The sequence below is a fragment of the Nonomuraea sp. NPDC049400 genome (assembly GCF_044466425.1).
GTDB lineage: Bacteria > Actinomycetota > Actinomycetes > Streptosporangiales > Streptosporangiaceae > Nonomuraea.
In genome coordinates this window covers 32,390-56,750 of record NZ_JBITMP010000029.1, presented here as the reverse complement: position 1 = coordinate 56,750, position 24,361 = coordinate 32,390, and the positions used below count along the sequence as shown (strand labels likewise).

24 protein-coding genes are annotated in these 24,361 nt (G+C 69.8%); 15 read left to right on the top strand and 9 right to left on the bottom strand.

All coding sequences use genetic code 11. The annotated features are described in order from the left end of the window. The first annotated feature begins 77 nt into the window (after positions 1 to 77). From ACIBVN_RS36475 to ACIBVN_RS36460, 4 genes are all read left to right on the top strand, one after another. A complete protein-coding gene (locus tag ACIBVN_RS36475) occupies positions 78 to 707 on the top strand; it encodes a helix-turn-helix domain-containing protein (RefSeq protein WP_397144404.1) in 630 nt (209 codons plus the stop codon). An 82-nt stretch (positions 708 to 789) separates the two neighbouring features. Further along, positions 790 to 1,989: a pyridoxal phosphate-dependent decarboxylase family protein gene (locus ACIBVN_RS36470; protein WP_397144402.1), complete on the top strand. Its 1,200-nt coding sequence runs from the start codon at positions 790 to 792 to the stop codon at positions 1,987 to 1,989. A gap of 84 nt (positions 1,990 to 2,073) precedes the next feature. Continuing rightward, positions 2,074 to 2,277, top strand: coding sequence for a hypothetical protein (locus tag ACIBVN_RS36465; protein WP_397144400.1), 204 nt, complete (start codon positions 2,074 to 2,076; stop codon positions 2,275 to 2,277). Beyond that, positions 2,274 to 2,930 carry an HAD family phosphatase gene (locus ACIBVN_RS36460; protein WP_349457589.1) on the top strand — a complete coding sequence of 219 codons (657 nt, stop codon included), beginning with the start codon at positions 2,274 to 2,276 and terminating at the stop codon, positions 2,928 to 2,930. Before ACIBVN_RS36465 ends, ACIBVN_RS36460 begins: the two co-directional genes overlap by 4 nt. A gap of 199 nt (positions 2,931 to 3,129) precedes the next feature. On the opposite strand, the gene ACIBVN_RS36455 is transcribed toward ACIBVN_RS36460, so the two are convergent. From ACIBVN_RS36455 to ACIBVN_RS36435, 5 genes are all read right to left on the bottom strand, one after another. Beyond that, a complete protein-coding gene (locus ACIBVN_RS36455) occupies positions 3,130 to 4,125 on the bottom strand; it encodes a LacI family DNA-binding transcriptional regulator (RefSeq protein ID WP_397144398.1) in 996 nt (331 codons plus the stop codon). 8 nt (positions 4,126 to 4,133) lie between these two features. Beyond that, positions 4,134 to 6,161 (bottom strand): TIM-barrel domain-containing protein, encoded by a 2,028-nt coding sequence (locus ACIBVN_RS36450; protein WP_397144396.1) that lies wholly within the window; start codon positions 6,159 to 6,161, stop codon positions 4,134 to 4,136. Then, a complete protein-coding gene (locus ACIBVN_RS36445) occupies positions 6,158 to 8,428 on the bottom strand; it encodes an alpha-L-arabinofuranosidase C-terminal domain-containing protein (RefSeq protein ID WP_397144394.1) in 2,271 nt (756 codons plus the stop codon). The genes ACIBVN_RS36450 and ACIBVN_RS36445 overlap by 4 nt, the downstream gene beginning before the upstream one ends. Continuing rightward, a complete protein-coding gene (locus ACIBVN_RS36440; RefSeq protein ID WP_397144392.1) occupies positions 8,425 to 9,942 on the bottom strand; it encodes an alpha-N-arabinofuranosidase in 1,518 nt (505 codons plus the stop codon). The genes ACIBVN_RS36445 and ACIBVN_RS36440 overlap by 4 nt, the downstream gene beginning before the upstream one ends. Positions 9,943 to 10,125: 183 nt before the next feature. Next, on the bottom strand, positions 10,126 to 10,704 hold the full coding sequence (locus ACIBVN_RS36435) for a DinB family protein (RefSeq protein WP_397144390.1): 579 nt from the start codon (positions 10,702 to 10,704) through the stop codon (positions 10,126 to 10,128). A 101-nt stretch (positions 10,705 to 10,805) separates the two neighbouring features. Between ACIBVN_RS36435 and ACIBVN_RS36430 the strand changes: the two genes are divergently transcribed. Next, complete coding sequence (locus ACIBVN_RS36430) at positions 10,806 to 11,801, top strand: helix-turn-helix transcriptional regulator (protein ID WP_397144388.1); 996 nt, start codon at positions 10,806 to 10,808, stop codon at positions 11,799 to 11,801. Positions 11,802 to 11,883: 82 nt separating this feature from the next. Here the strand turns inward: ACIBVN_RS36430 and ACIBVN_RS36425 are convergent, their stop codons facing one another. Continuing rightward, a complete protein-coding gene (locus ACIBVN_RS36425) occupies positions 11,884 to 12,336 on the bottom strand; it encodes a MerR family transcriptional regulator (RefSeq protein ID WP_397144387.1) in 453 nt (150 codons plus the stop codon). Positions 12,337 to 12,405: 69 nt separating this feature from the next. Between ACIBVN_RS36425 and ACIBVN_RS36420 the strand changes: the two genes are divergently transcribed. Then, positions 12,406 to 13,863 (top strand): MFS transporter, encoded by a 1,458-nt coding sequence (locus ACIBVN_RS36420; protein WP_397144386.1) that lies wholly within the window; start codon positions 12,406 to 12,408, stop codon positions 13,861 to 13,863. Positions 13,864 to 13,918: 55 nt separating this feature from the next. On the opposite strand, the gene ACIBVN_RS36415 is transcribed toward ACIBVN_RS36420, so the two are convergent. Beyond that, positions 13,919 to 15,103, bottom strand: a complete 1,185-nt coding sequence (locus ACIBVN_RS36415; RefSeq protein WP_397144384.1) for a DUF418 domain-containing protein — start codon at positions 15,101 to 15,103, stop codon at positions 13,919 to 13,921. 11 nt (positions 15,104 to 15,114) lie between these two features. Then, positions 15,115 to 15,402: an AbrB/MazE/SpoVT family DNA-binding domain-containing protein gene (locus ACIBVN_RS36410; RefSeq protein WP_397144382.1), complete on the bottom strand. Its 288-nt coding sequence runs from the start codon at positions 15,400 to 15,402 to the stop codon at positions 15,115 to 15,117. 157 nt (positions 15,403 to 15,559) lie between these two features. Here ACIBVN_RS36410 and ACIBVN_RS36405 point away from each other — a divergent pair, with 157 nt between their 5' ends. Beyond that, positions 15,560 to 16,936: a serine hydrolase domain-containing protein gene (locus tag ACIBVN_RS36405; RefSeq protein ID WP_397144550.1), complete on the top strand. Its 1,377-nt coding sequence runs from the start codon at positions 15,560 to 15,562 to the stop codon at positions 16,934 to 16,936. A gap of 242 nt (positions 16,937 to 17,178) precedes the next feature. After that, a complete protein-coding gene (locus ACIBVN_RS36400) occupies positions 17,179 to 18,147 on the top strand; it encodes a nucleoside hydrolase (protein WP_397144380.1) in 969 nt (322 codons plus the stop codon). A 63-nt stretch (positions 18,148 to 18,210) separates the two neighbouring features. Here the strand turns inward: ACIBVN_RS36400 and ACIBVN_RS36395 are convergent, their stop codons facing one another. Next, positions 18,211 to 19,356, bottom strand: a complete 1,146-nt coding sequence (locus ACIBVN_RS36395; RefSeq protein ID WP_397144378.1) for a serine hydrolase domain-containing protein — start codon at positions 19,354 to 19,356, stop codon at positions 18,211 to 18,213. A 124-nt stretch (positions 19,357 to 19,480) separates the two neighbouring features. Here ACIBVN_RS36395 and ACIBVN_RS36390 point away from each other — a divergent pair, with 124 nt between their 5' ends. The 7 genes from ACIBVN_RS36390 to ACIBVN_RS36360 all read left to right on the top strand — a co-directional run bounded on the left by ACIBVN_RS36390 (position 19,481) and on the right by ACIBVN_RS36360 (position 24,350). Beyond that, complete coding sequence (locus tag ACIBVN_RS36390; protein ID WP_397144376.1) at positions 19,481 to 19,633, top strand: hypothetical protein; 153 nt, start codon at positions 19,481 to 19,483, stop codon at positions 19,631 to 19,633. Between the two features lie 11 nt (positions 19,634 to 19,644). Then, entirely contained in the window at positions 19,645 to 20,199 is a 555-nt protein-coding gene (locus ACIBVN_RS36385; RefSeq protein WP_397144374.1) for an RNA polymerase sigma factor, read from the top strand. Then, positions 20,199 to 21,038 (top strand): hypothetical protein, encoded by an 840-nt coding sequence (locus ACIBVN_RS36380; protein WP_397144372.1) that lies wholly within the window; start codon positions 20,199 to 20,201, stop codon positions 21,036 to 21,038. The genes ACIBVN_RS36385 and ACIBVN_RS36380 overlap by 1 nt, the downstream gene beginning before the upstream one ends. A 130-nt stretch (positions 21,039 to 21,168) precedes the next feature. After that, the gene (locus ACIBVN_RS36375) at positions 21,169 to 22,593 is read left to right on the top strand and encodes a hypothetical protein (protein WP_397144370.1); all 1,425 of its coding nucleotides are present in this window, start codon (positions 21,169 to 21,171) and stop codon (positions 22,591 to 22,593) included. Between the two features lie 197 nt (positions 22,594 to 22,790). Then, a complete protein-coding gene (locus ACIBVN_RS36370) occupies positions 22,791 to 23,027 on the top strand; it encodes a hypothetical protein (RefSeq protein ID WP_397144368.1) in 237 nt (78 codons plus the stop codon). Further along, on the top strand, positions 23,017 to 23,727 hold the full coding sequence (locus ACIBVN_RS36365; RefSeq protein WP_397144366.1) for an RNA polymerase sigma factor: 711 nt from the start codon (positions 23,017 to 23,019) through the stop codon (positions 23,725 to 23,727). Before ACIBVN_RS36370 ends, ACIBVN_RS36365 begins: the two co-directional genes overlap by 11 nt. Continuing rightward, a complete protein-coding gene (locus ACIBVN_RS36360) occupies positions 23,724 to 24,350 on the top strand; it encodes a hypothetical protein (protein ID WP_397144364.1) in 627 nt (208 codons plus the stop codon). Before ACIBVN_RS36365 ends, ACIBVN_RS36360 begins: the two co-directional genes overlap by 4 nt. The last annotated feature ends 11 nt before the right edge of the window (positions 24,351 to 24,361 follow it).

Genomic DNA, 24,361 nt, shown 5'->3' with positions numbered 1-24,361 from the left:
CATCGGGGCTGGCGCCCACGGGTGCCCACGACAAGCATATTCCGCTATAGAGGAGGATTCGCTACTATAGTGGAATAATGATGGAAGGCGGCGGGATGTTGTTCAGTGGGTTGTCGATGGCGGACCTGGGCGCGCGGCTTCGCGCCCACCGCCGTGCCCGTGGCCTCGCGCTGGAACGGCTGGCCGAATTGAGCGGCGTCAGCCGGAGCATGGTGTCCGATGTGGAGCGGGGCGCGAAGACGCCGACCGTGCTGGTCCTGGATCGGCTGGCCACCGCGCTGGGCACCTCGATCGCCCGACTGCTGGACGAGTCACGCGGTGAAGAGGCAGTGGTTCTGCGCAAAACGCGGCAGCGGGTAGTGCATGATCCAGCGGGTTGGGAGCGCCGCATCCTGTCCCCGGTGCTGCCGGGCGTGGAATTCGAGTTCATGCGCACGATCCTGGGACCCGGCGTCGATGCCGGCGAGTTCTCGCCGCATCCGCCGGGCTCACGCGAGTACGTGGCCGTGGAGTCGGGCCGGTTGACCCTCACGATCGATGGCGAGAGGTACATGTTGGACGCTGGGGACTCGGTGTACTACCCCGGCAACTGCCGGCACGGGTTCGTCAATGACGCGGGTTCGGAGTGTGTGTACTACCTGGTGATGGACCTGGACACGGCAGCGGCGGCACATCACACCCAGCAGGTCGAGGACGTCGATGGATGACCTGCGGCGGGCGGGCGCAGCCGCCGTCGATGTGACGGCCGACTACCTTGCAGGCGTCCGGGAACAGCGGGTGTGGCAGCCTGTGGCGGAGGAGGACCGCGCCTGGCTGACCGGCCAGGATCTGCCCACCGTGGGCCGGTCGCTGGATGAGTTGGTCCATGACGTTCGTGTCCGGATGCTGCCGTACCCGATGGGTAACGGCCATCCCCGGTTCTTCGGCTGGGTGAACTCCCCGCCCTCGCCAGCCGGTGTGCTCGTCGCGTCGATGGCGGCGGCGTTGAACCCGAGCTGTGCCGGCGGCGAGCACGCAGGGGCGCTGCTGGAGTATGCCGTGGTGCGCTGGTTGGCGGATCTGGCCGGCTACCCCCACGCCGCCGGTGGCGGGCTGCTGACCAGCCGCGCCTCCATGGCCACCATCATCGGCCTCGCCTCGGCCCGCCAGCGTGCCGCGCGGCAGGACGGATGGGACGCCCGCGAAGAAGGGCTCTGCGGCCAGCCGCCAATGGTGATGTATATGTCTGCGGAAGGGCACAGTTGCCTGCGCAAGGCCGCTGAGCTGCTCGGCCTGGGTGCCCGCCATGTACGGGTGGTCCCGGTGGACGGCCGGTTCCGCATGGATGTCGACGCGTTGCGCGCCTTGATCGCCCAGGACGCCAAGGCAAGGCTGCGCCCGTTCTGCGTGGCGGCGAGCGCGGGCACCGTCAACACCGGCGCCGTCGATCCGCTGGAGGAGATCGCCGATGTCGCCGCAGACCGCGGCTTGTGGTTCCACGTCGACGGCGCCTACGGGGCACTCGGTGTTCTCGCCGACGGCGCCGCGGCAGCCTACGCGGGCATCGAACGGGCCGATTCGCTGGCGCTGGATCCGCACAAGTGGCTCGGCGTCCCGGTCGACTGCGGCTGTGTCCTCCTGCGCGCCTGGGCGACGATGTCGTACCTCGGCCGGGACGGGATTGTCCGGCTCGTCAACCAGACGGTACGGCTCGCCCACGCGCTGGCCGCAATGATCGAGGCGGCGGACGACTTCGAGCTGCTGGCCCCGGTCACCACGTCGATCGTCGCGTTCAGGTATCGCCTGGGCAACCGCGACGGCCGAGTCGATGACCTCAACCGCGCGATCCCGGCCGCCGTCCAGCAGCGCGGGCGCGCCTTTCTGACCGGCACCCGGATCGGCGGCATGGAAGCGCTGCGCGCGTGCTTCCTCAACCCCGCCACCACTACGGAGGACCTATCCATCCTGCTCAACGAGACCCGCATGGCAGCCGCGGAGATCGCAGCGTAAGCACCCGCTGCCTGGCCATCAATCGCAGCGGGCGAGCGAAACCTAGCCTGCTGTTCAATCGGCCGCCCCGTCCACCTGCTCAACATGAGCGTCGTCTACGGCATCGACGACGCCCCCGCCCGCCTCGCCTCGGTCTACATGACCGTCTACGCCCTCGGCGGCGTCGTCGGCGCGGCCGTCGGCCCCTCTGTCTACGCGGTCGGTGGCTGGGGCGCGACCCGCCTCCTCGGCGCCGCATTCCTCGCGATCGCCCTCGTCCTGACGTTCACCCGAACGGAGAACCCATGAAACCCAAGCTGGTCATCTTCGACAACGACGGCGTCCTCGTCGACAGCGAACCCACCGCACACCGCGTGCTGTCCGAATACCTAACGGAACTGGGCTTCCCCTTCACTTTGGAAGAGTCCTACCGATACTTCCTCGGCAACGCCGCCCGCACCGTCCACACGGTTGTCGCCGACCGCTACGGCGGCACGCTCCCCGCCGACTTCACCGCCCGCTGCCACGAGCGGGTGTTCACCGCCTTCAGGCAAGGGTTGGCCGCCGTCCAGGGCGCTTCCACCGTCCTGACCGAGCTGCGGCGCCGCGGCATCCCCTACTGCCTGGCATCCTCCTCCGACCACGCCTGGATCGACCTCACCCTCGACCGGACGGGCCTGCGCCCCCTGCTGCCGCCCGGGGTGGTCTTCAGCGCCCAGGACGTCGGCGGCGTCGGCAAGCCCGCCCCCGATCTCTTCCTCCACGCCGCGGCCTCGTTTGGCAGCGACCCGCGCGACTGCCTGGTCGTCGAGGACAGCCCCAACGGCGTCCGCGCCGCGAAAGCCGCCGGCATGCCCGTCGTCGGCTACATCGCCCTGACCCCTGCGAGCAGGCTCACCGGAGCCACATCCCTCATCACACACCTGACCGGGATCCTCGGCCACCTCGACCACGACCGTTGAACCGAGGCCACAGACATCCACACCAGTCAGCAACTGAACACCCCCGCTGAGCTCCGAGAGAGCTGTCTGGCGGCTTTCCTGCGGCACCGGCTCGAACCGGCGCAGGTCCACGAGGACCCCGCCGCGCTCGAACGGTTCCAGACCGAGCTGGTCGCCGACGGTTTCGAGCTGGCCTGGCCCCAGGTGCGGGGGTACTGACTCAGCGGGTGGACTCGCGAACCATCAGGTCGAAAGGCGCGATGTACTCGCGGGTCGGGCGCGACGGGTCCTGGATGCGCGCGGTCACCAGCTCGACGGCCTTGGCGGCCATCCACTGATGGTCCGGGGCCACGGTGGACAGCGAGGGGACCATGTACGCCGACTCGGGGATGTCGTCGAAGCCGATGAGCCGGACGTCGTCGGGGACCCGCAGGCCGCGATCGGCGAGGCCGCGGAGGACTCCCTGGGCGACGGTGTCGCTCACCGCGACCACGCCGTCGACCTCGTGACCAGCGTCGACAAGGCGGTGGGCCGCGTCGCGGCCACATTCGAGCGTCATCCCGTCGAGGGCGAACAGCAGCGCCGGGTCGGGCTCGAGCCCACGTTCGGCGAACGCGGCGAGGTAGCCCTGGTAACGCCGCGTGACCACGTTCACGCGGTCGAGGGCGTTGCCCGTCACGATCGCGATCCTGCGGCATCCGCGGTCGATCAGATGGCTGGTCGCCGCCTTCGTTCCCGCTTCGTTGGGCATGGCGACGTGGTCGAATTTCGCCCCGAAGTTCTGCTCGCCGAGCATCACGATCGGGTAGTCGCCGGTCAGCCGTGAATCCTGGGGGTCGACTCCGACCGCGCTGAGGATCAGCCCGTCGAAGTGCAGGGTGTACGAATGGTTGATCGCGTCGATCTCCCCGACCGCGGCCGCGCCGGTCTGCTCGATCGCGACGTGGAATCCGTACGCCCTCGCCTGGTCGATCACGTGGGCGGCGAGGTGGCCGAAGTATGGCCGGTCGATCTCGGGCACCGCCAGCCCGATGACGCCGGTCCGCCCGGATCTGAGAGTCCGGGCGGAGACGTTGACGCGGTAGCCCGATTGGCGGATCGCCTCCAGCACCCGGCGGCGGACCTGGTCGCTGACTCCGGCCCGGCCGTTGATGACGTTGGAGACCGTCATCTTCGACACCCCGGACAGCTTGGCGACGTCGCTCATGGTGACCATGCCGCTCCTCAGGTCCTGCCTCCTCCGGTCGGATGCGATCCGACCGCGTCCGACTGCGGTCGCCGCTGCCTCGAGCCTACTGCGCTCTCATGGGCGGGCATGCTCACCAGCGGACGGCTGCCCTCGCGGACGAACACGGGGAGGCGTTCCAGCGGCGTGGCGGCCTCGATGGTGCCGCTGTCGTGGATCTCGCCGGTGGCGAGCTCCACCCAGCGCGTGCCCTGGGGCAGGTAGACACTCCGGCCGGCCGCCGCGGGGGCCAGCACGGGCGCGACCAGCAGGTCCGGGCCGAGCATGAACTGGTCGTCCACGGCCCAGGCCCGTTCGTCGCCGGGGAAGTCGAACAGCAGCGGGCGCAGCACGGGCTCCCCCCGCTCGTGTGCGGCTTCGGCGAGCCTCATCAGGTACGGCTTGAGCCGTTCGCGCAGGAACAAGTGCTCGCGGAGGATCTCGTAGGCGCGCTCGCCGTAGGACCAGACCTCGTTGTCCGCCCCGGTCTGCTCGGCGGTGAACGGGCCGGACGGCTCGCGTACCCCGTGCAGGCGCATGACCGGGCAGAACGTACCGAACTGGAACCAGCGGATCATCAGCTCCCGATACTCCTCCGAGGCGGGGTCGCCGCCGTGGAAGCCTCCGATGTCGGTGTTCCACCAGGGGATGCCGCTGAGCGCGACGTTCAGCCCGGTGCGGACCTGAATGGCCAGCGCGTCCCAGGTCGGCCGGATGTCGCCGGACCACAGGGCGATGCCGTACCGCTGGCTGCCCGCCCAGCACGAGCGGACGAGTGACAGCGGCCGTTCGACGCCTGCCTCGGTCAGGCCGTCGTGGATGCCGCGGGCGTGGTAGTGGCCGTACATGTTGCCGACCTGCCGTCCCGGTCCGGCCCCGTACAGCGCCTGCTCCGCCCTGCGCGGGGTCAGATCGGGCTCGCCTGCGTCCAGCCAGAACCCCTCGACGCCCAGGTCGAAGTAGTGCTCACGCAGCTCCCGCCAGAGTTTGCGCCGGGCGTCGGGGACGGTCGCGTCGTAGTAGGCGGAGGGGACGAAGCTCTCGCCCCGTCCCTTGGCCGGCCAGCTCTGAGTGAGCAGGCCGCCCTCCACGCTGCCCACCAGATGCCCGGCCGTGCGCAGCTCGGGGTAGTTGTCGCTGTCGGCTTCCACGGTCGGCCAGACCGACACCACCAGCTTGACGCCGAGCTGGTCGAGCTCCTTGACCATGGCCTGCGGGTCGGGCCAGAACTCCGGGTCGAAGCGCCAGTCCCCCATGCGCTCCCAGTGGAAGTAGTCGGCGACGATCGCCGACAGCGGCAGGCCCAGCTCCTTGTAGCGTCTGGCCACGGCGAGGAGTTCGGCTTGCGTCCGGTAGCGCAGCTTGCTCTGCCAGAACCCGGCCGCCCATTCCGGGATGAGCGGGGCGTGGCCGGTGGCGTCGGCGTAGCTCGCCATGATCTGGGCGGGCGAGTCGCCTGCCGTGATCCAGTAGTCGATCTGGTACGCGGAGTCAGCAACCCAGCGGGTGGCGTCATGGGCCAGTTCCACCCTGCCCATCGCGGGGTTGTTCCACAGCAGCCCGTATCCGCGGGAGGAGAACAGGAACGGGATGGTCGTGGTGGTGTTGCGCTGGACGAGGTCGATCACGCAGCCCTTCTGGTCCAGCAGGCCGTGCTGGTGCTGGCCCAGTCCGTAGACGCGTTCGTCGTCGTAGGCGCGGAAGTGCTGCTCGATGCGGTGGCTGCCGTCTCCGAGCGGGGCGTGGACGCGCGGCCCCCGGTGCCAGACGTAGGGCTGCTTCTCGGCGAGCAGCTCTCTGCCGGTCTCGGTGTGGACGAAGCGGAGGCGTCCGGCCTCCACCTCCGCGGTGATCCGGCCGTTCACGATGGCGCTGTCCCGCTGCTCCGGGCGTGCCCCGGCGGGTGGGGTGGTGAGCGTGCCGGGCAGGTCGTTCCTGATGGCGTCCGGCGCGGAGCGGACCCGGAAGGCGTGCGGGCCCCAGGGTTCGACCTGCAGGATCTCATCCGGGGTGGTCTTGATGATCAAGGAATCCTCCTGATGACCGCCGTGACGAACGACCAGGGCGGCAGGTCCAGCGTGTCCGCTGCGGCCGTGGTGACGACCGGTGTGACAGGTGATGCGGCGAAGGGCCGGCCCTCGTCCGGGCCCGCGCCGGCGAGCGTCGTCACCGTGGCGACCGCCGGCTCGAGCGGCTCGGCGAGCCGTATCGACGCCACGCGGGCGGTGGGGTGGGCGTTCACGGCGCGGATCACGTACTCGGTGCTGCCGTCGGCCGCCGTCCGCGAGGTCGCGCCGGCGAGCACCCGGTGCTCGGGACGCAGGTCCTGCTCGTAGTCGTGCCGCAGTTCGCCGTCGACCCACACGCGTACGCGCGCGCCCGCCAGGCGTACCTTGACGCGCACCGGCACGCCGGTCGGCACGCCGTGCCAGTGCAGCGGCCCGTGGTCGTCGTTCGTGATGCCGTCGTCGCCGCGGAGCACGACCGTGGATCTGTTCTGCCAGGACCCGACGTGCACCTGCAGGTAGCTCTCACCGCCGAGTTCGACGACGAACCCCTCGTCGCCCGCCCGTCTGGTGGCGGTGAGCTCGAGGGTCGCCGCGGCGGGGTCGATGTCGCCGAGTTCCACGGGCTCTCCGCCCGGACCGGTGCGCACGCCCTGCCGTACTACGCCGTCGAGCACGATGTCGGCGTAGTCGACGTCCGCGCCGCGCGAGGTCAGCCGTACCGAGCCGGTCTTCGGCAGCGTCACGGGCTCCGGCTCGACGCCGCCGAGCGTGACGGGGTGGAGCCTGCTCCCGCGTTCGCCGGCGAACATCGCCTGTACGTGGTACGAGGCCGAGGGCAGCACCTCGGTGGCGGTGAAGTAGATCAGGTCGGGAGTCCACTGGGCGTGCCCGACCCTGGCCAGGAGGGGCGCGTACGACGCCAGCCGCACCACGCCGGGGCTCCGCTCCAGGCCGATCATGTAGGCGGCCTCGGCCAGGGCGGATCGTATGGTGTTGCTGCGTGCGGCGTACTCGCCCACGTAGACCTGAGGACCGGGCTCGTAGGCGAGGTAACGGTCGACGTTCTGGTGGAACCAGCGCGGGTTGCGGTAGCCGTGCTCGTCGACCATGGCGGTGCCGCGGGCGCGCGCGAAGGCCCAACCCGCCTCGTAGTCCCGGCCGAAGAACTGCGGCCCGGACGTGCCGATCACGCAGATCTCCGGGTGGTGCTCGCGCACGGCGTCTTCGATGCGCGCGTAGCGGTCGCGGAAGTCGTCGGTGATCTCGTCCTCGTTGCCCAGCCCGAGATAGCGCAGATCGAACGGTTCGGGATGGCCGAGTTCGGCTCGGCGGGCGCCCCAGGGCGTGTCGGGCGAGCCGTTGGCGAACTCGATGAGGTCGAGCACGTCCTGGATGTAGGCGTTCATCCCGTCGTCGCCGATCGCCTGGGGGCCGCCGGGGGTGTTCTGGCAGCACACCCCGGCCGCGACGACGGGGATCGGGGTGGCTCCGGTGGCCTGGCAGAGCTCGAAGTACTCCACGTAGCCGATCTGCCGTGACTGGTGGTACCCCCACAGGTTGGGCAGCTGGACGCGCTCGTGGCGCGGGCCGATGGTGGTCTTCCAGTGATAGACGTTGTCCAGCCCGAGCCCGTGGGCGAGACAGCCGCCGGGGAAGCGGATGAAGCTCGGCGCCAGGTCCTTGAGGGCTTCGAGCAGGTCGGGCCGGAAGGTCAGCGGCTCGCCGTCGGGACCGGCCGGTCGCAGCGAGACGTGATCGAGATCGACGGTGCCGCTCTCGGGTATCTCGACGCGCAGCCTGCCCTGGCCGTCCGCGACCGCGACGAGGGTCGCCTCGTACCGGTGCCAGCCGCCGGGCCGCACCGTGACCCCCGTACTGGCGAGGTCATCGACGGCGACGACCAGACGGACCGGCTCCCCCGCGGCGCGGGCGAAGAACGAGAGCCGGAAAGCCTGCCCTCCGGTCACGGCGATGCCGTCCCAGCCGTCGTTGACCACTGCCACCGGCCCGGTCAGGCGCAGGTAGTGGGCGTTGTTCGGATGGATGGGATCGTCGGTGCGGAACTCGACCTGCCCGGCCACGTCAGGGTGCCACGCGGTCAGCGCGTCCCACCCGTCACGGTCGGCCGCGCTGAACTCGAAGTCGCCGTTGCGGACGCGTTCGGCGTTCAGACCCCCGTCGAGCGCGTCGTTGAGGTCCTCGATGAACAGCCCCCACAACTCGGGGGCGACGTCGACGCCCTGGTGGGCGCCGACGTCGATGGTGATCCGCTCGGGCGCGCTCATGCGAGGCGTCCCTCCACGGTGACGAAGGAGTGTGCGGGCAGGTGCACCCGCAGCCCGGAGGCGATGGGCGTGACCTGCTCGTGGGGGCGGGGCGCGACGGCGTGCGGCGCCTCGGGCGTGTTGTGGGTCTGCGGCTTCTCGGCGGTGAGGACGCGGGAACGCACGTCGGCCACGGCGCCACCGCGCAGGTCCAGGTCCACGTCCACCGCCTCGGACGCGTCCAGGTTGGAGAGCGAGATGAGTACGCGCCCGTCCTTACGGCTGGCCGAGATCGAGACCGTCTTCAACGCCTCACGCGTGGGCACGCCCCCGGGGAGGTCGACCCGCAGCGAGGCCGCGTCCTGGTGACCCTTGTTCATCTCGAACACGTGGTACGTCGGCGTGAGCACGAGCGCGCCGGAGTCGGGGTCGGTGAGGATCATGGCTTGGAGCACGTTCACCGTCTGGGCGATGTTGGCCATCACCAGCCGGTCGGCGTGGCGGTGGAAGATGTCGAAGTGCACGCTCGCCACCAGCGCGTCGCGCAGGGTGTTCTGCTGGTAGAGGAAGCCGGGGTTGGTGCCGGGCTCGACGTTCCACCACGTTCCCCACTCGTCCACGACAAGGCCCACGTTCTTGCCCGGGTCGTAGCAGTCCATGACGTTGGAGTGGCCGCTGATCAGCTCATCGATCCGCACTGCCTGGGCCATCGTCCGGTAGTAGTCGTCGGTGTCGAACACCGTGGCATCGCCCTTGTCCTGCCACGTTCCGGGGATCGTGTAGTAGTGCAGGGAGAGCGCCTGGTAGAACGGCTGGGGCCGGTAGGCGCAGCCCAGGTCGCCGAGCTGCTTCATGAGCGTCTCGGTCCAGGCGTAGTCGTCGCTGTTGGCGCCGGCGGCGATGCGGTACAGCTTGTTGTCGCCGTGGTCGCGGCAGTACGTGCCGTACCGGCGCGCGTCGTGGGCGTACTGCTCGGCGGTCATGTGGCCGCCACAGCCCCACGCCTCGTTGCCCAGCCCCCAGAACCGCACCCGCCAGGGCTCCTCGCGCCCGTTGGCCTTGCGCAACCGCACCATCGGGGAGTCGCCCTCACGGGTGAGGTACTCCACCCAGTCGCTCATCTCCTTGACCGTGCCCGACCCGACGTTGCCGCTGATGTACGGCTCGGCGCCGAGCAGCTCGCACAGGGCCATGAATTCGTGCGTGCCGAAGTGGTTGTTCTCCTCGACGTTGCCCCAGTGCGTGTTGACCATCGCGGGACGCTGGTCCTTCGGCCCGATGCCGTCCATCCAGTGGTACTCGTCGGCGAAACAGCCGCCCGGCCAGCGCAGGTTCGGGATGTTCAGCGCGCGCAGCGCCTCCACGACGTCCAGCCGGATGCCACCGGCGTTCGGGATGTCGCTGTCCTCGCCCACGTAGAACCCGCCATAGATGCATCGGCCCAGGTGCTCGGCGAAATGACCGTACAGATGGCGGCTGATCAGCGGGCCCTCGACGTCGACATTGATGATGGCGGGCACGACAACATCGCTCATGGACAATCCTTCGTTCGTAGTGCTCTCCTGCGTGCCCAGGAGAGGGCACAAGCGACCGAGAACACCATGTATCGATAAAGTGCTGGAAGCTTTATCGATACATAAGGACTTGTCAAGGGGGTCCGCCGGCCCACGCCCGCGCGAGCTCGGTCATCGGCTCATGCCGCAGGGCCCCGTCACCCCTCAGGTGGATTTCTGCCCGTCGAGCGTTTCGCGCAGGATGTCGGCGTGCCCGGCATGCTGGGCGGTCTCGGCGATGACATGCATCAGCACCGAGCGCACGCTGCGCACCGCTCCCGGCTCGTGCCAGGGTGCCTCCGGCAGCGGATGCGTCGCCGACAGGTCGGGGACGGCCGCGATGATCTCCTCGCTGCGGGCGGCGACCTGCTCGTAACGGGCAAGGATCCCGGCCAGCGTCTCGCCGGGCAGCATCCGGAAGTCGTTCTGGTGGTCGATCATCCACTGCGGGATCTCGCGTGCGGTGCCGGCCGCGAGGTCGGCCCACGTGACACCGTCGGGCAGGTCGTGGCGCATCGCCGACGGGCCCTCGACCACGAAGCGCAGCCAATCTTCCTCCATGGACGCGACGTGCTTGATCAGCCCGCCCAGGCACAGCGCGCTGGCCGTCGGGCGCTCGCCGAGCTGCTCGTCGCTGAGCCCGCGGACGGTGGCGGTCAGTGCGGATCGCGCGGTCGCGAGCGCGGTGAGCAGGTCGCCCCGTTCGGCGTCGAGGGTGGAGGGAGGCGTGGTGGCAGCGGTCACGGCGTTTGGGCCCTTCGGATTGTCGTCGTTGAGTGGCACACGACAACTGTCGCAGGAGAAGCGGCCAGGGAGTGTCCGCTTCTCCGGGCAATATGGGGGTCATGCCGAAGACTTCAGCGCGACTGTTGTCGTTGCTCTCGCTGCTCCAGGTGCGCAGGGACTGGCCGGGGGCGCTGCTGGCCGAGCGGCTGGACGTCAGCCCGCGCACCGTGCGCCGCGATGTCGACCGCCTGCGCGAGCTCGGCTATCCGATAGTGGCCTTCAAGGGGCCGGATGGTGGCTACCGGCTCGACGCCGGCACGGACCTGCCCCCGTTGCTGTTCGACGACGAGCAGGCCGTCGCGCTGGCCATCGCACTCCAGGTCGCCACCACCGCGGGCGCCGGCATCGAGGAAGCAGCGGCGCGCGCGCTGAACACCGTCCGGCAGGTCATGCCCGTACGGCTGCGCCACCGGATCGACACCCTCCAGGTCACCGCCGTCGAGCGGCCCGCGATCCGATCGGCCCCGCAGGTGGACAGCAGCGTGCTCCTGGCACTCAGCGCCGCCGTCCACGGCCGCGAGGTGCTGCGCTTCGACTACACGCCAGCGGCAGGCGACGACGGCGGGCAGGTCCCACCGCGCCGGGTGCAGCCCCATCACCTCGTCACGTGGGGCGGGCGCTGGTATCTCGTCGCCTGGGACCTCGACCGTGAGGACTGGCGTACCTTCAGGGCCGATCGGATCACCCCGCGCACCCCTACAGGGCCTCGTTTCACCCCGCGCGAGCTGCCCGGAGGTGACGTGGCCGCCTTCGTGGCGGGCAAATTCCGGGGCTTCGACGGCTCCGGCAACTGGCCCTGCCGCGGTGAGGTGATCCTCGACCTACCCGCCGCCGCCGTGTCCCGCTTCGCCCGCGACGGAGTCGTCGAGGAGCTCGGCCCCGACCGCTGCCGCCTCGTCCTGAGCTCGTGGTCGTGGCCTGGCCTGGCCGCCACCATCGGCAGGTTCGACGCCGACATCGAAGTCGTCGGACCGGCCGAACTCAAGGACGCCTTCGCGCGCCTGGCCCGCCGCTACGCCGACGCCGCAACCACCACGCTCCCCCCGATCCAATGAGCCCGCGCCTGCCCGGCACCGCAGTCAGCCGACTGATGAGCTTTCTCGCACCGCGAGCCCATCCGGTGCTGTCAGTGCCTGGTCATCGAATGGGCGCCCACAGCCGGTCGGCGTCGCCGGCGGCGAGCCGGCCTCGATAGACGTCGATCTTGTGGTCGATGAGCTCCAGGTTCTCCTGCAGCTCAGCGAGCTTGGCCAGCACGTCGGCGCGGTGGGCCGCCATGAGAGCGAGCCGTTCCTGCTCGTTGCCGTGTCCGGCCGATACGAGTTCGGCGTAGCGGCGGATGGTCTTGATGGGCATGCCGGTGGCCCGCAGCCTGGTGCAGACGGTGATCCAGGTCAGGTCTTCCTCGTGGTAGCGCCGCCGGCCGCTGTGGGTGCGGTCGACGGGGGTGACGACCAGGCCGGCGCGTTCGTAGTAACGCAGGGTGTGCACGCTGACTCCGGTGCGGCGAGCGGCCTCGGCGATGCTCACGCCCGTCTCAGGCTCGGAGCCGGCGGGCTTGGGTCGCGGCGGCGACTTGACTTCGAGCACGCTCTAAATTCTAGCGTCGGGATCAGTCATCGAGAGAAACCTCAGCAGCTGCCCACCGATTGGATCCGCATGCCCGAGCTCAGCCCACGCCGACGATTCCTGGTGCTCGCGATCTGCTGCGCCAGCATCGTCGTCGTGGTGATGGACATCTCCATCGTCAACGTCGCCTTGCCGGCGATTCCCCGGGACCTGCATGCCTCGGTGACCGACCTGCAGTGGACGGTCGACGCGTACACCCTGGTGCTGGCCTGTTTCCTGTTGCTGGCCGGGTCCACCGCCGACCGGGTCGGCCGCCGGCGCGTCTTCCAGGTCGGCCTCGCCGCCTTCGGGCTCGGCTCGCTGCTGTGCAGTCTGGCGCCGAGCATCGGCTGGCTGATCGCGGCGCGTGCGCTGCAGGCCGTCGGCGGCACGATGCTGAACCCGGTGGCGATGGCGATCGTCGCCACCACGTTCACTGACCGGGCCGAGCGGGCCAGGGCCATCGGCGTGTTCGGCGCGATGTCCGGCCTGTCGCTGGGGCTGGGGCCGATCCTCGGCGGCGCTCTGGTCGACGGCTTCGGCTGGCGCTCCATTTTCTGGATCAACGTGCCGATCGTGATCGCCGCGCTCGTGTGCACCGCGCTGTTCGTGCCCGAATCCCGTGCCGACCGGGCGCGCCGGTTCGACCCGGTGGGCCAGACCCTCGTGATCCTGGTGCTGGGCAGCGTCGTCTACGCGATCATCGAGTCCGGCCGGTTGGGCTGGACCTCGCCGGTCATCCTCGGCCTGCTCGCCGTCGCCGTGCTCGGCGTGCTGGGCATCCTCGCCTATGAACCGCGCCGCGTCGACCCCCTGCTGGAGCTGCGCCTGTTTCGCAGCCTGCCGTTCAGCTCGGCGATCCTGATGGCGCTCTTCGCCTTGTGCGGGTTCGGCGCGTTCCTGTTCGTGACCACCCTGTACCTGCAGGACGTGCGCGGCATGTCGGCGCTGACTGCCGGGTTGTGCCTGCTCCCAGTCGGGGCGCTGATCGTGGTGCTCTCCCCGCTCACCGGGCGGCTGGTCGGCGGGCGCGGTCCCCGGCTGCCGCTGGTGGTCTCCGGGGCGGCGCTGGCAGTGGGCGGTGGCGCGTCGCTCTCGCTCGGTCCTGCCACCCCGGTGCCGGCTGTGCTCGCGATCTATCTGCTGTTCGGCGTCGCCCTGGGCACCGTCAACCCGCCGATCACCAACTCGGCGGTCTCCGGAATGCCCGTCTCGATGGCAGGGGTGGCCGCCTCGTTGGCCTCCGTCGGGCGGCAGACCGGCACCACCCTGGGTGTCGCGATCTCCGGAACGATCGTGCGGTCGGCCTCGGCCCGCGGCGGGACGGCGTTCACCAGCGCGGCGCATGGCGTGTGGTGGCTGGTGCTCGGGCTCGGCGCGGGCATCATGGCGCTGGGGCTGCTCAGCACCGGACGCTGGGCCTCGCACACCGCCGCGCGGGCAGCCGCATTGAGCGGCGCCGGTGTCTCCGCCAGGCCCGGATCAGCTGGGCCACGCGTACGCCGCTGACGCCTCCGACGAGGGCTGCGGTTCGGCGTAGCCGCAGTCGAAGGGGGTGGCTCGGTCAGGCGGATCGCTTCGGCCGGCGGTAGGCCAGCCGGCGCAGCAGGATCTCCGCCGGGCCGCGGTGTCCGGCACGCCGCATGACCTCGGCGATGCCGAGCGAGACCAGCCATGTCGCTGCGGCCACGCCCACGGCTCCCGTGAGCCCAAGACGGTCCTGGAGTCCGAGCCCGTACGGGTGGAAGACCGCGATGAACGCAATGGACTGGAAGAGGTACAGGCTCATCGAGCGCTGGCCGAGCGCTTCGACAGCCGTGGTCAGGAGTTTCCGCCGCCGGACGGCCACGATCGCGACCAGCCCGATGACGGCGGCCATGCCGATCCCGCCGAGGTATCCGGTGAGCGGCTGGGCGAGCGCAGCGGCCCACAGTGCCGCTGCCGACGGCCGAGCCCAGAACCCGGCTTGGATGAGGGCGGCCGGAACGGCACCCGCCACGGACAGGATCGTGGTGATCACAGCGGTGCGGACCAGGAGGTGACGGTTGCGGGCAGGCTCGTCCAGGACGCGTCGCCGCGCTGCCCACATGCCGAGCAGCACTGCGGGGACGACCGAGATGACGCCGATCCCCAACTCGAAGGGCCAAGCCCCGAGCCGGGCGGCGAACATCTCCACGAAACCCCTCTCATCCGCGGCGATGCTGCCCTGGGTGTAGGTGGAGGCGCCTTGCGACATCGCGATCCACATGCCGAGCCCGACCGTCAGGGTGGCGGGTAGCAGGCTGATCCCCGCCGTCCACAAGAGCGCCGAGTCCTTGGCACGCAGCATGCCGGTGAGCAGGACGGCGGCCATGCCGTACACCGCGAGGATGTCGATGGGGACCAGCAGCGCCATGTGGACGGAGCCGATCGCGACCAGCCACCATCCCCGGCGGCGCTGCAGCTTGCGGATCGCCACCCAGTCACTGCCGCGCCGCGTCTGACGATCCAGCAGTTGCACCATCGCGTAGCCGAACAGGAAGGCGAACATCGGCCGCGCGTGGTTGTGGACGAAGAGCAGATGCAAGAAACCGGCGATCTCGTTGGCCGCGGCGGAGCCACGATCGACGCTGACCACGAACAGCGGCGCGTGCGCGACGGCTATGGCCAGCAGCATGACGCCCCGGGCCAGGTCTGGAGCCAGTGCCCGCGCGGCGGTGCCGGGTAATGAGCTGTGCGGTGGAGCGTCTTCCTGGGGGGACGTCTTCAAGTCGGATCTCCTCAACGACCCTCTGGGTCGGCCGCATCGGTGCCCCCCTGAACGTGCTGTTGGATCTGCTCGAGGAGCGCCGAGGAGCCTTTCAGGGTTCGCATCAGATGCTGGATCGACATGAGCGCAAGCCCCTGCTCGGGGTCGCCGAGCACGAGGAGCTTGTCGCCGGGCGCGATTCCGAGATCACGGCGCGCCTGCGCCGGAATCACGATCTGCCCCCGCTCGCTCACCGTCACCGCGCCGTAGAAACCCCTGCCTCCAGGGCCATAGGAGGCCACACCGTCATCAGCAGCCATCTGCCCACCTCTCTCACACTACGCTATACAAAACATATCATGTATTTCATACCCAAGGCTGAGGGCGCGTGACAGCGCCCTGTCAGGCACGTATCAGCGGCGCCGGCCATCGTCATTCGTGCACGACCTGGAAACCAGATTCGAAGGGGTGGACACGATGTCGCAGGAGAAACTGTCCGAGTTCGTCGAGGTGACGGCCCGGGAGTTCGACATCCCCGGTGTCGCCGTCGGGGTGCTGGCCGGCGGCCAGGAGTTCGTTGCCTCTCATGGCATGACGAGCCTCGACAACCCGTTGCCGGTCGATGACAAGACGCTGTTCCATCTGGCCTCGGTGACCAAGACCTTCACCGCGACCGCGCTGATGCGCCTGGTCGCGGCGGGCAAGGTGGACTTGGACGCGCCAGTGCGCCGCTACGTGCCGGAACTCGTGCTCGCCGACGAGACCGCCGCCGCGCAGATCACCGTACTGAACCTGCTCAACCACACCGCCGGGCTGGACTGGAACCTGATCGACACCGAGGACGGGGACGGCTCCCTGGCCGCGTTCGTGGCGAAGATGGCCGACCTGGCGCTGATCGCGCCGCCCGGCGCCCGGGCCTCCTACAGCCAGGCCGGCTACAACCTGGCCGGCCGGATCATCGAGAACGTCACCGGCCTGAGCTTCGAGAAGGCCATCTCCTCGCTGGTCCTGGAACCGGCCGGGCTGTCGAACACCTTCTTCGAGCCGGACGACATCATGGTCCGGCGCTTCGCCGTCGGTCACAACCGCGGCGAGGACGGCGCGCTGCGCTCGGCGCAGCCGTGGAAGTCGTGGCGGGCCGGCATGCGCGGCAACAATCCCGGCGGCGGCATCGTCTCCTCCGTCAGCGACCTGCTGGCCTGGGCCCGCTTCCACCTTGGCGCCGCAGAGGGCGTGCTGCCCGCCGAGGTGCTGCGGCGCATGCAGGAGCCGACGATCGAGCTGCGGGCCAGCACGCTGGGCGACGCCTTCGGCATCTGCTGGTTCCTGCGCGAGGTGGACGGGGTGCGCACCATCGGGCACGGCGGATCCGGCAACGGCCAGTTCGCCGAGCTGCTCATCGTGCCCGAACGCGACTTCGCCGTCGTCTCACTGGCCAACGCCGGCCCGGACGGCTACCCCTTCAACCAGGCCGTCGTGCGCTGGGCACTGGAGCACTACCTCGGCGTGGTCGAGCGGGACCCCGAGCCGATCCCGTACGACCAGACGCGGGCACGGGAGGTCGCCGGCCGCTACGAGATCGATGCGATGAACCTCGACCTCGCCACCGATGGCACCCGGCTCACCCTCGAGGTCGGGATCAAGCCGGAGATCCGCCAGGCGTCGCAGGACGACATGCCCCCGGACTATCCGCCGGCCGCCGTCGGCTTCCTGCCCGGTGACGGCGACGAGTACATCATCACCGAGGGCGGGCTGAAGGGGCAGCGCGGCTTCTTCACCCGCGACGACAGCGGCACGGTCGTGGGCGTGGACCTCGCCGGCCGGCTGTTCAGCCGGGTCACGGGCGCCTCCTGATCGATCGGCACGGGAAAGGGGCGGTCCCGAGCGGGCCGCCCCTCCGTCCGCCCTTCCACTCGGGAATCCGGAACGACGCCGGCGGCCCGGTCTGGTCATCGCCCCCGGCAGCTACGCAGTCGCCATCGGCTGTGGCTTGGCTATGATCATCGCCGCATTTGCCCCCTCGTATCCCCCGAGACCCCCCGTCACCGACTCGTCGGCGACGGCCTGCACACCACCATGGAAGGGAAGGCGTACTCATGAGCCGGAAGGTCATCCTCGACGTCGACACCGGGACCGACGACGCAGTAGCGATCATGTTCGCGGCGTTGCATCCGGAGCTCGACCTGATCGGCGTCACCACCGTCAACGGCAACGTGCCGCTGGAGAACACCACCGACAACACGCTGCGGGTGCTCGACTGGATCGGCAGCTCCCACATCCCGGTCTTCGCGGGACTCAGCCGTCCCATCACGCGGCTCGGCTTCCCCTCCGGCAAGCACTTCGAGCGGGACTCAGGCGACGACCCGCACGGCAGCGCCCTGCCGCTCCCACCGGCGCGCAGCGCACGCCGGGACACCGGGGCCGTCGAGTTCCTGGTCGAGACGCTCCGGGCGACAACCGAACAGATCACTCTGGTGCCGGTCGGACCGCTGAGCAACATCGCCACCGTACTCGCCATCGACCCCTCCCTGACGGAAGCGGTCGACGAACTGGTGGTCATGGGCGGCGGCCATGCGGTGACCAATGTGACCGCATCGGCCGAGTTCAACATCTGGGCCGACCCTGAGGCCGCGAGCATGGTCCTGTCCGCGGGGTTCACCCGTCTCACCCTCGTGCCGCTCGACGCCACATACCAGGCCCTGATCACCAGGGACACCTGCCTGAGGCTGGAGGAGTCGGGGACGCCCGCCGGGATCGCCGCCTCCCGGTTCATCTCGCGGCGGATCTCCGCCTACCAGGGCGTCGTGACCGCCGCCGACGCCGCACCGGTGCACGACGTGGTCTGCACCGCCTACCTCGTCCAGCCCCAGGTCATCACCACCCGCAGCGTGCACGTCGCCGTCGAGACCGCCGGGTCCCTCACGGTCGGCCGGACCGTGATGGACACCCGGCTCGGCACGACTCGGCGGCCCAACGCCGACGTCGCCTTCGGAGCAGACGCCAAGCTCCTGGCGGAGCTACTGCTCGACGTCCTCACCTCTCACGACGGCGGCGCACCGGCCTGAACCACCTTCGCTTCCACCCCATCGCGCACGATCGGCGGCCCGGAGGAAGTACGCGGCCCGCGCCTACGCGCCGATCGTGATGCCGAGCTCCGCTTCAGCGAGCTTGAAGAGGAGGTCAAAGCTCTTGGCCTCGGTGTTGGTGTGGAAGGCAACGGTGTGCTCACCGTCGGGGGTGCCCAGCGCGCAGAACATGTGTCCCCAGTAGCTGCCGGCCACCCCGCACACCGTCCGGCCGCCGGTCGCCGCCTTGTCGAGCTCGAACAGGCCGAGGCCGTAGCGGGTGTGCGACAGCCAGCCGGCGCCCTCGGTGGAGACCGTGGTCCACATCTTGCGGTGCTGCGCGGGTGGCAGCAGGCCGCCGCCGGCCACGGCGTTGACGAATCGGATCATGTCGCCGGTGGTCGAGACGAGGTTTCCGGGGTCCCAGGAGGTGTTGAACTCGGTGACGTCGAGGGGTTCGAGTCCGGGTTCCTCCATCATCGACTCCCAGTTGTCCGGGGTGACGGCCGCCGGGTCGACGCCGTCCTTGTAGAACTGGGTGGAGTACGCGCGCGGGTGCGGGCCGCGGTATCCCGCGTCCCCTTCGGGGCGCACGTAGGTGGCGGTCAGGCCGAGTGGCCGGATGACCGTGCGCTCGATCTCGTCGGCGTAGGTGTTGCCGGTGACTTTCTCGATGATCGCGCGGGCGATGGAGAAGCCGCCGTTGGCGTAGACGAAGCGCTCGCCGGGCTGTCCGACCGGCGGCTGGGACACCGCCAGCCTCAGCAGGTCCTCGAGGGTCCAGACGTCGAAGCGGTGCTCGGCGAACCGTGATCGGCTGGCGTAGCCGGACACCAGTTCCGGCGCGAGACCTGTGGCGAACAGGCCGCCGGTGTTGCCGAGCAGGTGCCTGATGGTGATCCTGTCGCCGTCGTAGCCACCGGCGTTCAGCACACCGGGAAGCCACTTGTTCACGGGGTCCTCGAGGTCCAGCCGGCCCTCGGCCTCCAGGGTGAGGACCGCGGCGGCGGTGAAGGCCTTGCCGCCGCTGCCGATGGGCAGGTACTCCCCCGGTCCGCGCCTGGCCCCGGTCGTCAGGTCGGCCACTCCGGCGGTGCCGAACCAGGTGCCGTCCGCGTCCTTGACCTCGGCGACGATGCCGGGGATCTCGAGCTCGGCCACCGCCCATTCGAGCAGCCGCTGCGTCTTGTCGTGCCCGTTGCCTGTCATGTCGTGCCTTTCACAGAGCCGTCGTTGACGGTCTCGACGATGCCGATCGGCGATGACAGCGCGCTTACAGCGCTACGACAGGCGGCGCTGTCCCCTGTAAGCGGGTCCTCCTAACCTGGTGGCCATGGCGATGGTGGCGCTGGAGGTGTACGGGCTTCCGCACGAGATCCTGAAGATCGCGGTTACCGATATGCGGAACATCCAAAATTCGCCGGAAATCAGGGTGAAACTCTCTGGCGGGTCCGGACATGTACGGGGTGTCGGACCGTTCGGATGAGAGAAGGCAGCGTGAGCCACCGTGACCGCAAGCAGCGCTTCGAGGTGATTTACGTTGCCAACTATGCCGACATCCTTGCCTATGTCCGGCGGCGTACCGACTCCCACGAGGATGCCGCCGATGCCCTCGCTGAGACGTTCGCCACGGCCTGGCGCCGGCTGGATGACATCCCGGAGGGTGCGGGCGCGCGCCTGTGGCTGTTCGGCGTGGCCCGCCGGGTGCTGGCCAACGGCCGCCGCGCCGAGTCGCGCCGCAGCGAGCTGGTGGAGCGGCTCGGTCACCAGCTCGCCGTGTGGGCGGAGCACACCGAGGCCGGCGAGAGCCTGGCGGGTGTCCAGGAGGCGTTCGCGCGGCTGAGCCCCGACGACCGGGAGATCCTCGCGCTGGCCGGCTGGGAGGGGCTGAGCGCCGACGAGATCGCCACCGTCCTGGGCTGCCTGCGGGCCAACGCCCGGCTGCGGCTGCATCGGGCCCGCAAACGGCTGGCCAGACACCTGGAGGCGGCCGGCGTCGACATGGCCCGCATCGGCTTGCGTGCCGTCGCGATGGCGAAGGGGGCAATGTGATGCACGAGATCGACCGCCTGGTGGCCGGCATCGCGCCCGATCCCGGCCCCGGCACGACGCCGATCGCCAGGGAGCTGCTCGAGGAGATCACCTCGGTCCCCGTCCCCGCTCGCCGCCGCCGCAGTTGGTTCACCCTTCCGCACCCGCGCAGGTGGGCGGCCGTGCCGGTGCTGGCGACGCTGGCGGCCCTGCTGTCCTTCGGCGTCGCTCAGGCGCCCGCCTCCGCCGCGCTCGACATCGTACTGGTGGACGACCACTACGTGATCACGGTGCAGGACCTGCTGGCCGATCCCGAGGTGTACCAGCGGGAGCTGCGGGCCAGGGGCCTGGACATCACGCTCGACGTGGTGCCGACCTCCGCGAGCCTGGCGGGCCAGATGTTCTTGATCAACGACATGGACCGGCTCAGGTCCGGCAGGATGGTGCCGGTTGAGGGCCCGATCACCACGATCGGCTCCCCGGGCCCGTGCGAGCGGTTTCTGGGCTGCCCCATCGGGGTGAAGGTGCCGGTCGACTTCGACAAGAAGGCCGAGATCACGCTCGGCAGGCAGGCCCTGCCCGGCGAGCGGTACAAGATGCCGCCCGGCATCGCCATGCCCGGCGAGCCCCTGCACTGCGTGGACTACGTCAACAAGAGCGTCGCCGAGGTCGCGGCCCTGCTGCGCGAGCGCGGTGTCACGCCGTCGTACATCTCCAACAACGGCAAGCCTTCGGGCCCTTCGGCCCCCGGCGGCTGGTACGTGCACGACGGCGTCATGAGCGCCGACGGCCAGGCCCTCCTGCTGGTCGGCGCCGAGCCCGGCACCCGGCGCAGCTCGGTGCCGCGCTCCCGCTGCTGATCCCGGCTCGGCACTGAGAGCTTCCACCCGGGGCGCGCGCGGCTGAGCGCGCGCCCCTCACCGCCATGCGTTGTCTTCGGCATGCGCGGACCCCGTCATGCCCCTGTCATGCCCGACGATCGGATTTCGCGTGCTCACCGACACCCGCGTGGCCCTGCCCTCGCAGCGCCGCGCCCTCCCCCACCACCGCTTCTTCGCCGCGTTGCTGCTCTTGGCTACGGCGTTGCGGGTGGTGACGATGCTCGGCTACCGTCCGGTCACGCTCTACTGGTACGACTCCTTCACCTACCTTGACACCGCTGTGCACCCGGCTCCGTCGGCGACATTCCACCCGATCGGCTACCCGCTGCTGCTGCGGGCGCTGCTGCCGTTCCAAAGCGTGGAACTGGTCGCGGCCGTCCAGCACGTCATCAGCCTGAGCACCGGGATACTGCTGTACGCGGTGCTGCGCCGCAGGTCGGCGCCCGGGTGGGTGGCGGCGTCGGCGACGGTGCCGCTGCTGTTCGACGCCTCCTTCCTGCGACTCGGGCATGCCGTGCTGTCCGACACGCAGTTCATCTTCCTTGTCGTGGCCGGGCTGGCCGTGCTGATGTGGTCGCCGCGGTTGTCCGTGCGCGCCGCCGCCGGAGCGGGCCTGCTGTTCGCCGCGGCCGCGCTGACCAGGACGATCGCGCTGCCGCTGCTGCTGCTCGTTGTGCTCGTGCTGGCCGTGCGGCGCGTGGGATGGCGGCCACTGGCCGCGCTGGTCCTCGCCGGTGTCCTGCCTCTGGCCGGCTACGCCGCCTGGTACGCCCAGCACCACGGCCGTTTCGCCATCAGCGGCGCCGACGGCGTCGCCCTGTGGGCGCGCACGATGACGTTCGCCGACTGCGCCCGCATCCAGCCGCCGCCCGATCTGGCGCGCCTGTGCCCCAACGGGACGAAGGTGGACGCGGCCTCCGAGTACGTGTGGGCACCTGGAGCCTCGCTCAACCTGCTGCCCGGCGACCGCTTCGCGCATAACGACCTGGCTCGCTCGTTCGCGATCCAGGCGATCCTCGCCCAGCCGCTGGACTACCTGGGCGACGTCGTACGCGACACCGCCATCGCCTTCTCCTGGACGCCGATCCCGCACCCCGACCGCACCACCCCGGCGTTCGGCTTCAGGAGCGGGCACTGGGAACTGCCCGACCAGCCGCTGATCGACAAGGTGAAACGGGAGTACGACCCGGACATCCGCGGCCTGTCGTCGGTCTCTCCGTACGCGGACTTCCTCATCGCCTACCAGTACGCCGCCTACCTGCGCGGCCCGTTCCTGGGCCTGATCCTCCTGCTCGGCGCGGTCGCCGCGGTCCGGCGACCCCGCGTGGCGCTGCTGCCGTGCGCCGTGGCGACAGGCCTGCTGATCGGCCCGGTCGCGGTCCTGGACTTCGACCACCGGTACGTGCTGCCCGTCATACCCGTCGCCTGCCTGGCCGCCGCCCTCGCTTTCCGGGCGGGAGAGCATCCCCTTCGTGAGAAATCTGGACGAAGAACGCCCTTCAGGCAGCACCACGACAGGAGCTCCGCAAGATGACCGCCCAACCCACTCACTCAAAGCTGAGACAGGTCAACGCTGCAGGCCGTCGCCCGCACCCCCGACCCCGGTGACCTACATCGTCTGCCTCCTGGCGACACGACCGGATCGGCATGTCACAGATGCGCCGGCTCGTGGCACTCCCTGACGTACCCCGGTGCATGCCAGGGTCGGACCGGATCGAAGGAGGAATGCCCGTGGAGATCACCCTTGCGGGAGCCGCCGTGTTGGTTGCCCTGTACGCGAGCCGCGCCTTGGCGCTGTGGCTGCGTGGCCGGGCCCGGCCGAGTATGGCCTGCGCGCATGAGGCCAGCGCGACGCCGGACATGCTCAGGGCGCTGCCGGCGGGCAGCCGGCTGACCGTCCGTGCGGCCGACGGAGCGCTGGTGAAGGTGGAACTGGCCCGCTCGCCGGAGCCGCGGCGTGACGTCTGAGCAGCTCTACATCTACGAGGTGAAATGGGCGCGGCCCGCAGCGGAGGCCGCAGTCCCCACGGCAGAGTTGGTGCGGGACCACCCGCAAGGGAGAGGCGAGGATGAGGCCGAGATCGCCGCCTCACTCGCTGATGGGCCAGTGCACGTTGATGCCTTGCTGGAGAGCCTCTCCACACGCAAGGTAGTCGTGATGGCCGAGATCGCCGCTTTCTACGACCAGGAGGCCAAGCCTCTGCTGGGCTTCTTGCTGAAGGCCGGCGCCGACGCGCACCTGGCCGCCGACCTCGTGCAGGCCTCCTTCGAGGACGCGATCCGCACCTGGGAGACGATCAGCAATCCCCGTGCCTGGCTTCGGACGGTGGCCACCCGCAAGCTGTGGCGGTCCAAGGACCTGAAGCGATCCCACGAAGATCCGGCCGGCGACCTTCCCGACGGCGAACAGCTGCTGCCGGCCGGTCATCGCAGCCAGCTGCTGCGGCCCGACGCGATGCTGGAGTTCAGTGACGAAAAGCGGCGGGTGATGGACCACATCGCCACCCTGCCCAGGCTCCAGCGCATGGTCTTGGCCTGGCACCTGGACGGGTACGGCACCGACGAGATCGCAACCCACCTACAGACCACCCCAGCTGCTGTCCGGCAGAACCTCACACGTGCTCGAACCGCTCTCAAGCAGAAGCTTTCCGGAGGGGGTGGCGCATGACGCGCCAGATGTCCGACGCCGAACTCGACGCGATCCTCGGCGCCCTCAACGATGAGATCAAGGAGGTCGTCGACGAAACTACTGACGTGGAAGCAGGCCGCGAGCAGGTGATGCGCGCGGCACGCCCTCTCCAGGCGCAGCCGTGGCGGCCGGCATCGTCGGGGCCCAAAGAGCTGACTTCGGGCAGGACCACCCCCTCGCCGTGCCCACACGACCTCAACTCGGAGTACATGGACAACGTCTCGGCGCTCCTTCCCGTGCTGAGCAGGTTGTCGTGCCTGGAGGGCAGCATCGATCATTGGCTGAACATCAGGATGATCACCAATTCGTGCCAGGTCAGCCAGACGCACGCCGACCCGCCAACCTCCCTCAATCGAGATCGCGTGCGATCGATGCTCGCCCGGATGCGTCGCGAACTGGCCGAGCGCAGCATGGACAAGCAGACCGCACTGGAGCTGATCGACCAGCTGGACCAGGAGCTCCACACCGAACCGCGGCCTTTGGTGTGGGGGCCGTCTCTTGTATCGATGTCACCGTGCGAGGAGATCCGCAGCACACTGGCTCGTCTTCGGCGCGACGTCGATCACATGTATGACGACGGAGACAACCTGGTGACGTGCTGAACCCCGAGCCG

Coding starts and splice junctions, on each gene's coding strand:
- ACIBVN_RS36475 (WP_397144404.1), top strand. CDS start 78: ATGATGGAAGGCGGCGGGATGTTGTTCAGTGGGTTGTCGATGGCGGAC.
- ACIBVN_RS36465 (WP_397144400.1), top strand. CDS start 2,074: ATGAGCGTCGTCTACGGCATCGACGACGCCCCCGCCCGCCTCGCCTCG.
- ACIBVN_RS36460 (WP_349457589.1), top strand. CDS start 2,274: ATGAAACCCAAGCTGGTCATCTTCGACAACGACGGCGTCCTCGTCGAC.
- ACIBVN_RS36455 (WP_397144398.1), bottom strand. CDS start 4,125: ATGGTCACCATGAGCGACGTCGCCAAGCTGTCCGGGGTGTCGAAGATG.
- ACIBVN_RS36445 (WP_397144394.1), bottom strand. CDS start 8,428: ATGAGCGCGCCCGAGCGGATCACCATCGACGTCGGCGCCCACCAGGGC.
- ACIBVN_RS36440 (WP_397144392.1), bottom strand. CDS start 9,942: ATGAGCGATGTTGTCGTGCCCGCCATCATCAATGTCGACGTCGAGGGC.
- ACIBVN_RS36430 (WP_397144388.1), top strand. CDS start 10,806: ATGCCGAAGACTTCAGCGCGACTGTTGTCGTTGCTCTCGCTGCTCCAG.
- ACIBVN_RS36420 (WP_397144386.1), top strand. CDS start 12,406: ATGCCCGAGCTCAGCCCACGCCGACGATTCCTGGTGCTCGCGATCTGC.
- ACIBVN_RS36410 (WP_397144382.1), bottom strand. CDS start 15,402: ATGGCTGCTGATGACGGTGTGGCCTCCTATGGCCCTGGAGGCAGGGGT.
- ACIBVN_RS36405 (WP_397144550.1), top strand. CDS start 15,560: ATGTCGCAGGAGAAACTGTCCGAGTTCGTCGAGGTGACGGCCCGGGAG.
- ACIBVN_RS36400 (WP_397144380.1), top strand. CDS start 17,179: ATGAGCCGGAAGGTCATCCTCGACGTCGACACCGGGACCGACGACGCA.
- ACIBVN_RS36395 (WP_397144378.1), bottom strand. CDS start 19,356: ATGACAGGCAACGGGCACGACAAGACGCAGCGGCTGCTCGAATGGGCG.
- ACIBVN_RS36390 (WP_397144376.1), top strand. CDS start 19,481: ATGGCGATGGTGGCGCTGGAGGTGTACGGGCTTCCGCACGAGATCCTG.
- ACIBVN_RS36380 (WP_397144372.1), top strand. CDS start 20,199: ATGCACGAGATCGACCGCCTGGTGGCCGGCATCGCGCCCGATCCCGGC.
- ACIBVN_RS36360 (WP_397144364.1), top strand. CDS start 23,724: ATGACGCGCCAGATGTCCGACGCCGAACTCGACGCGATCCTCGGCGCC.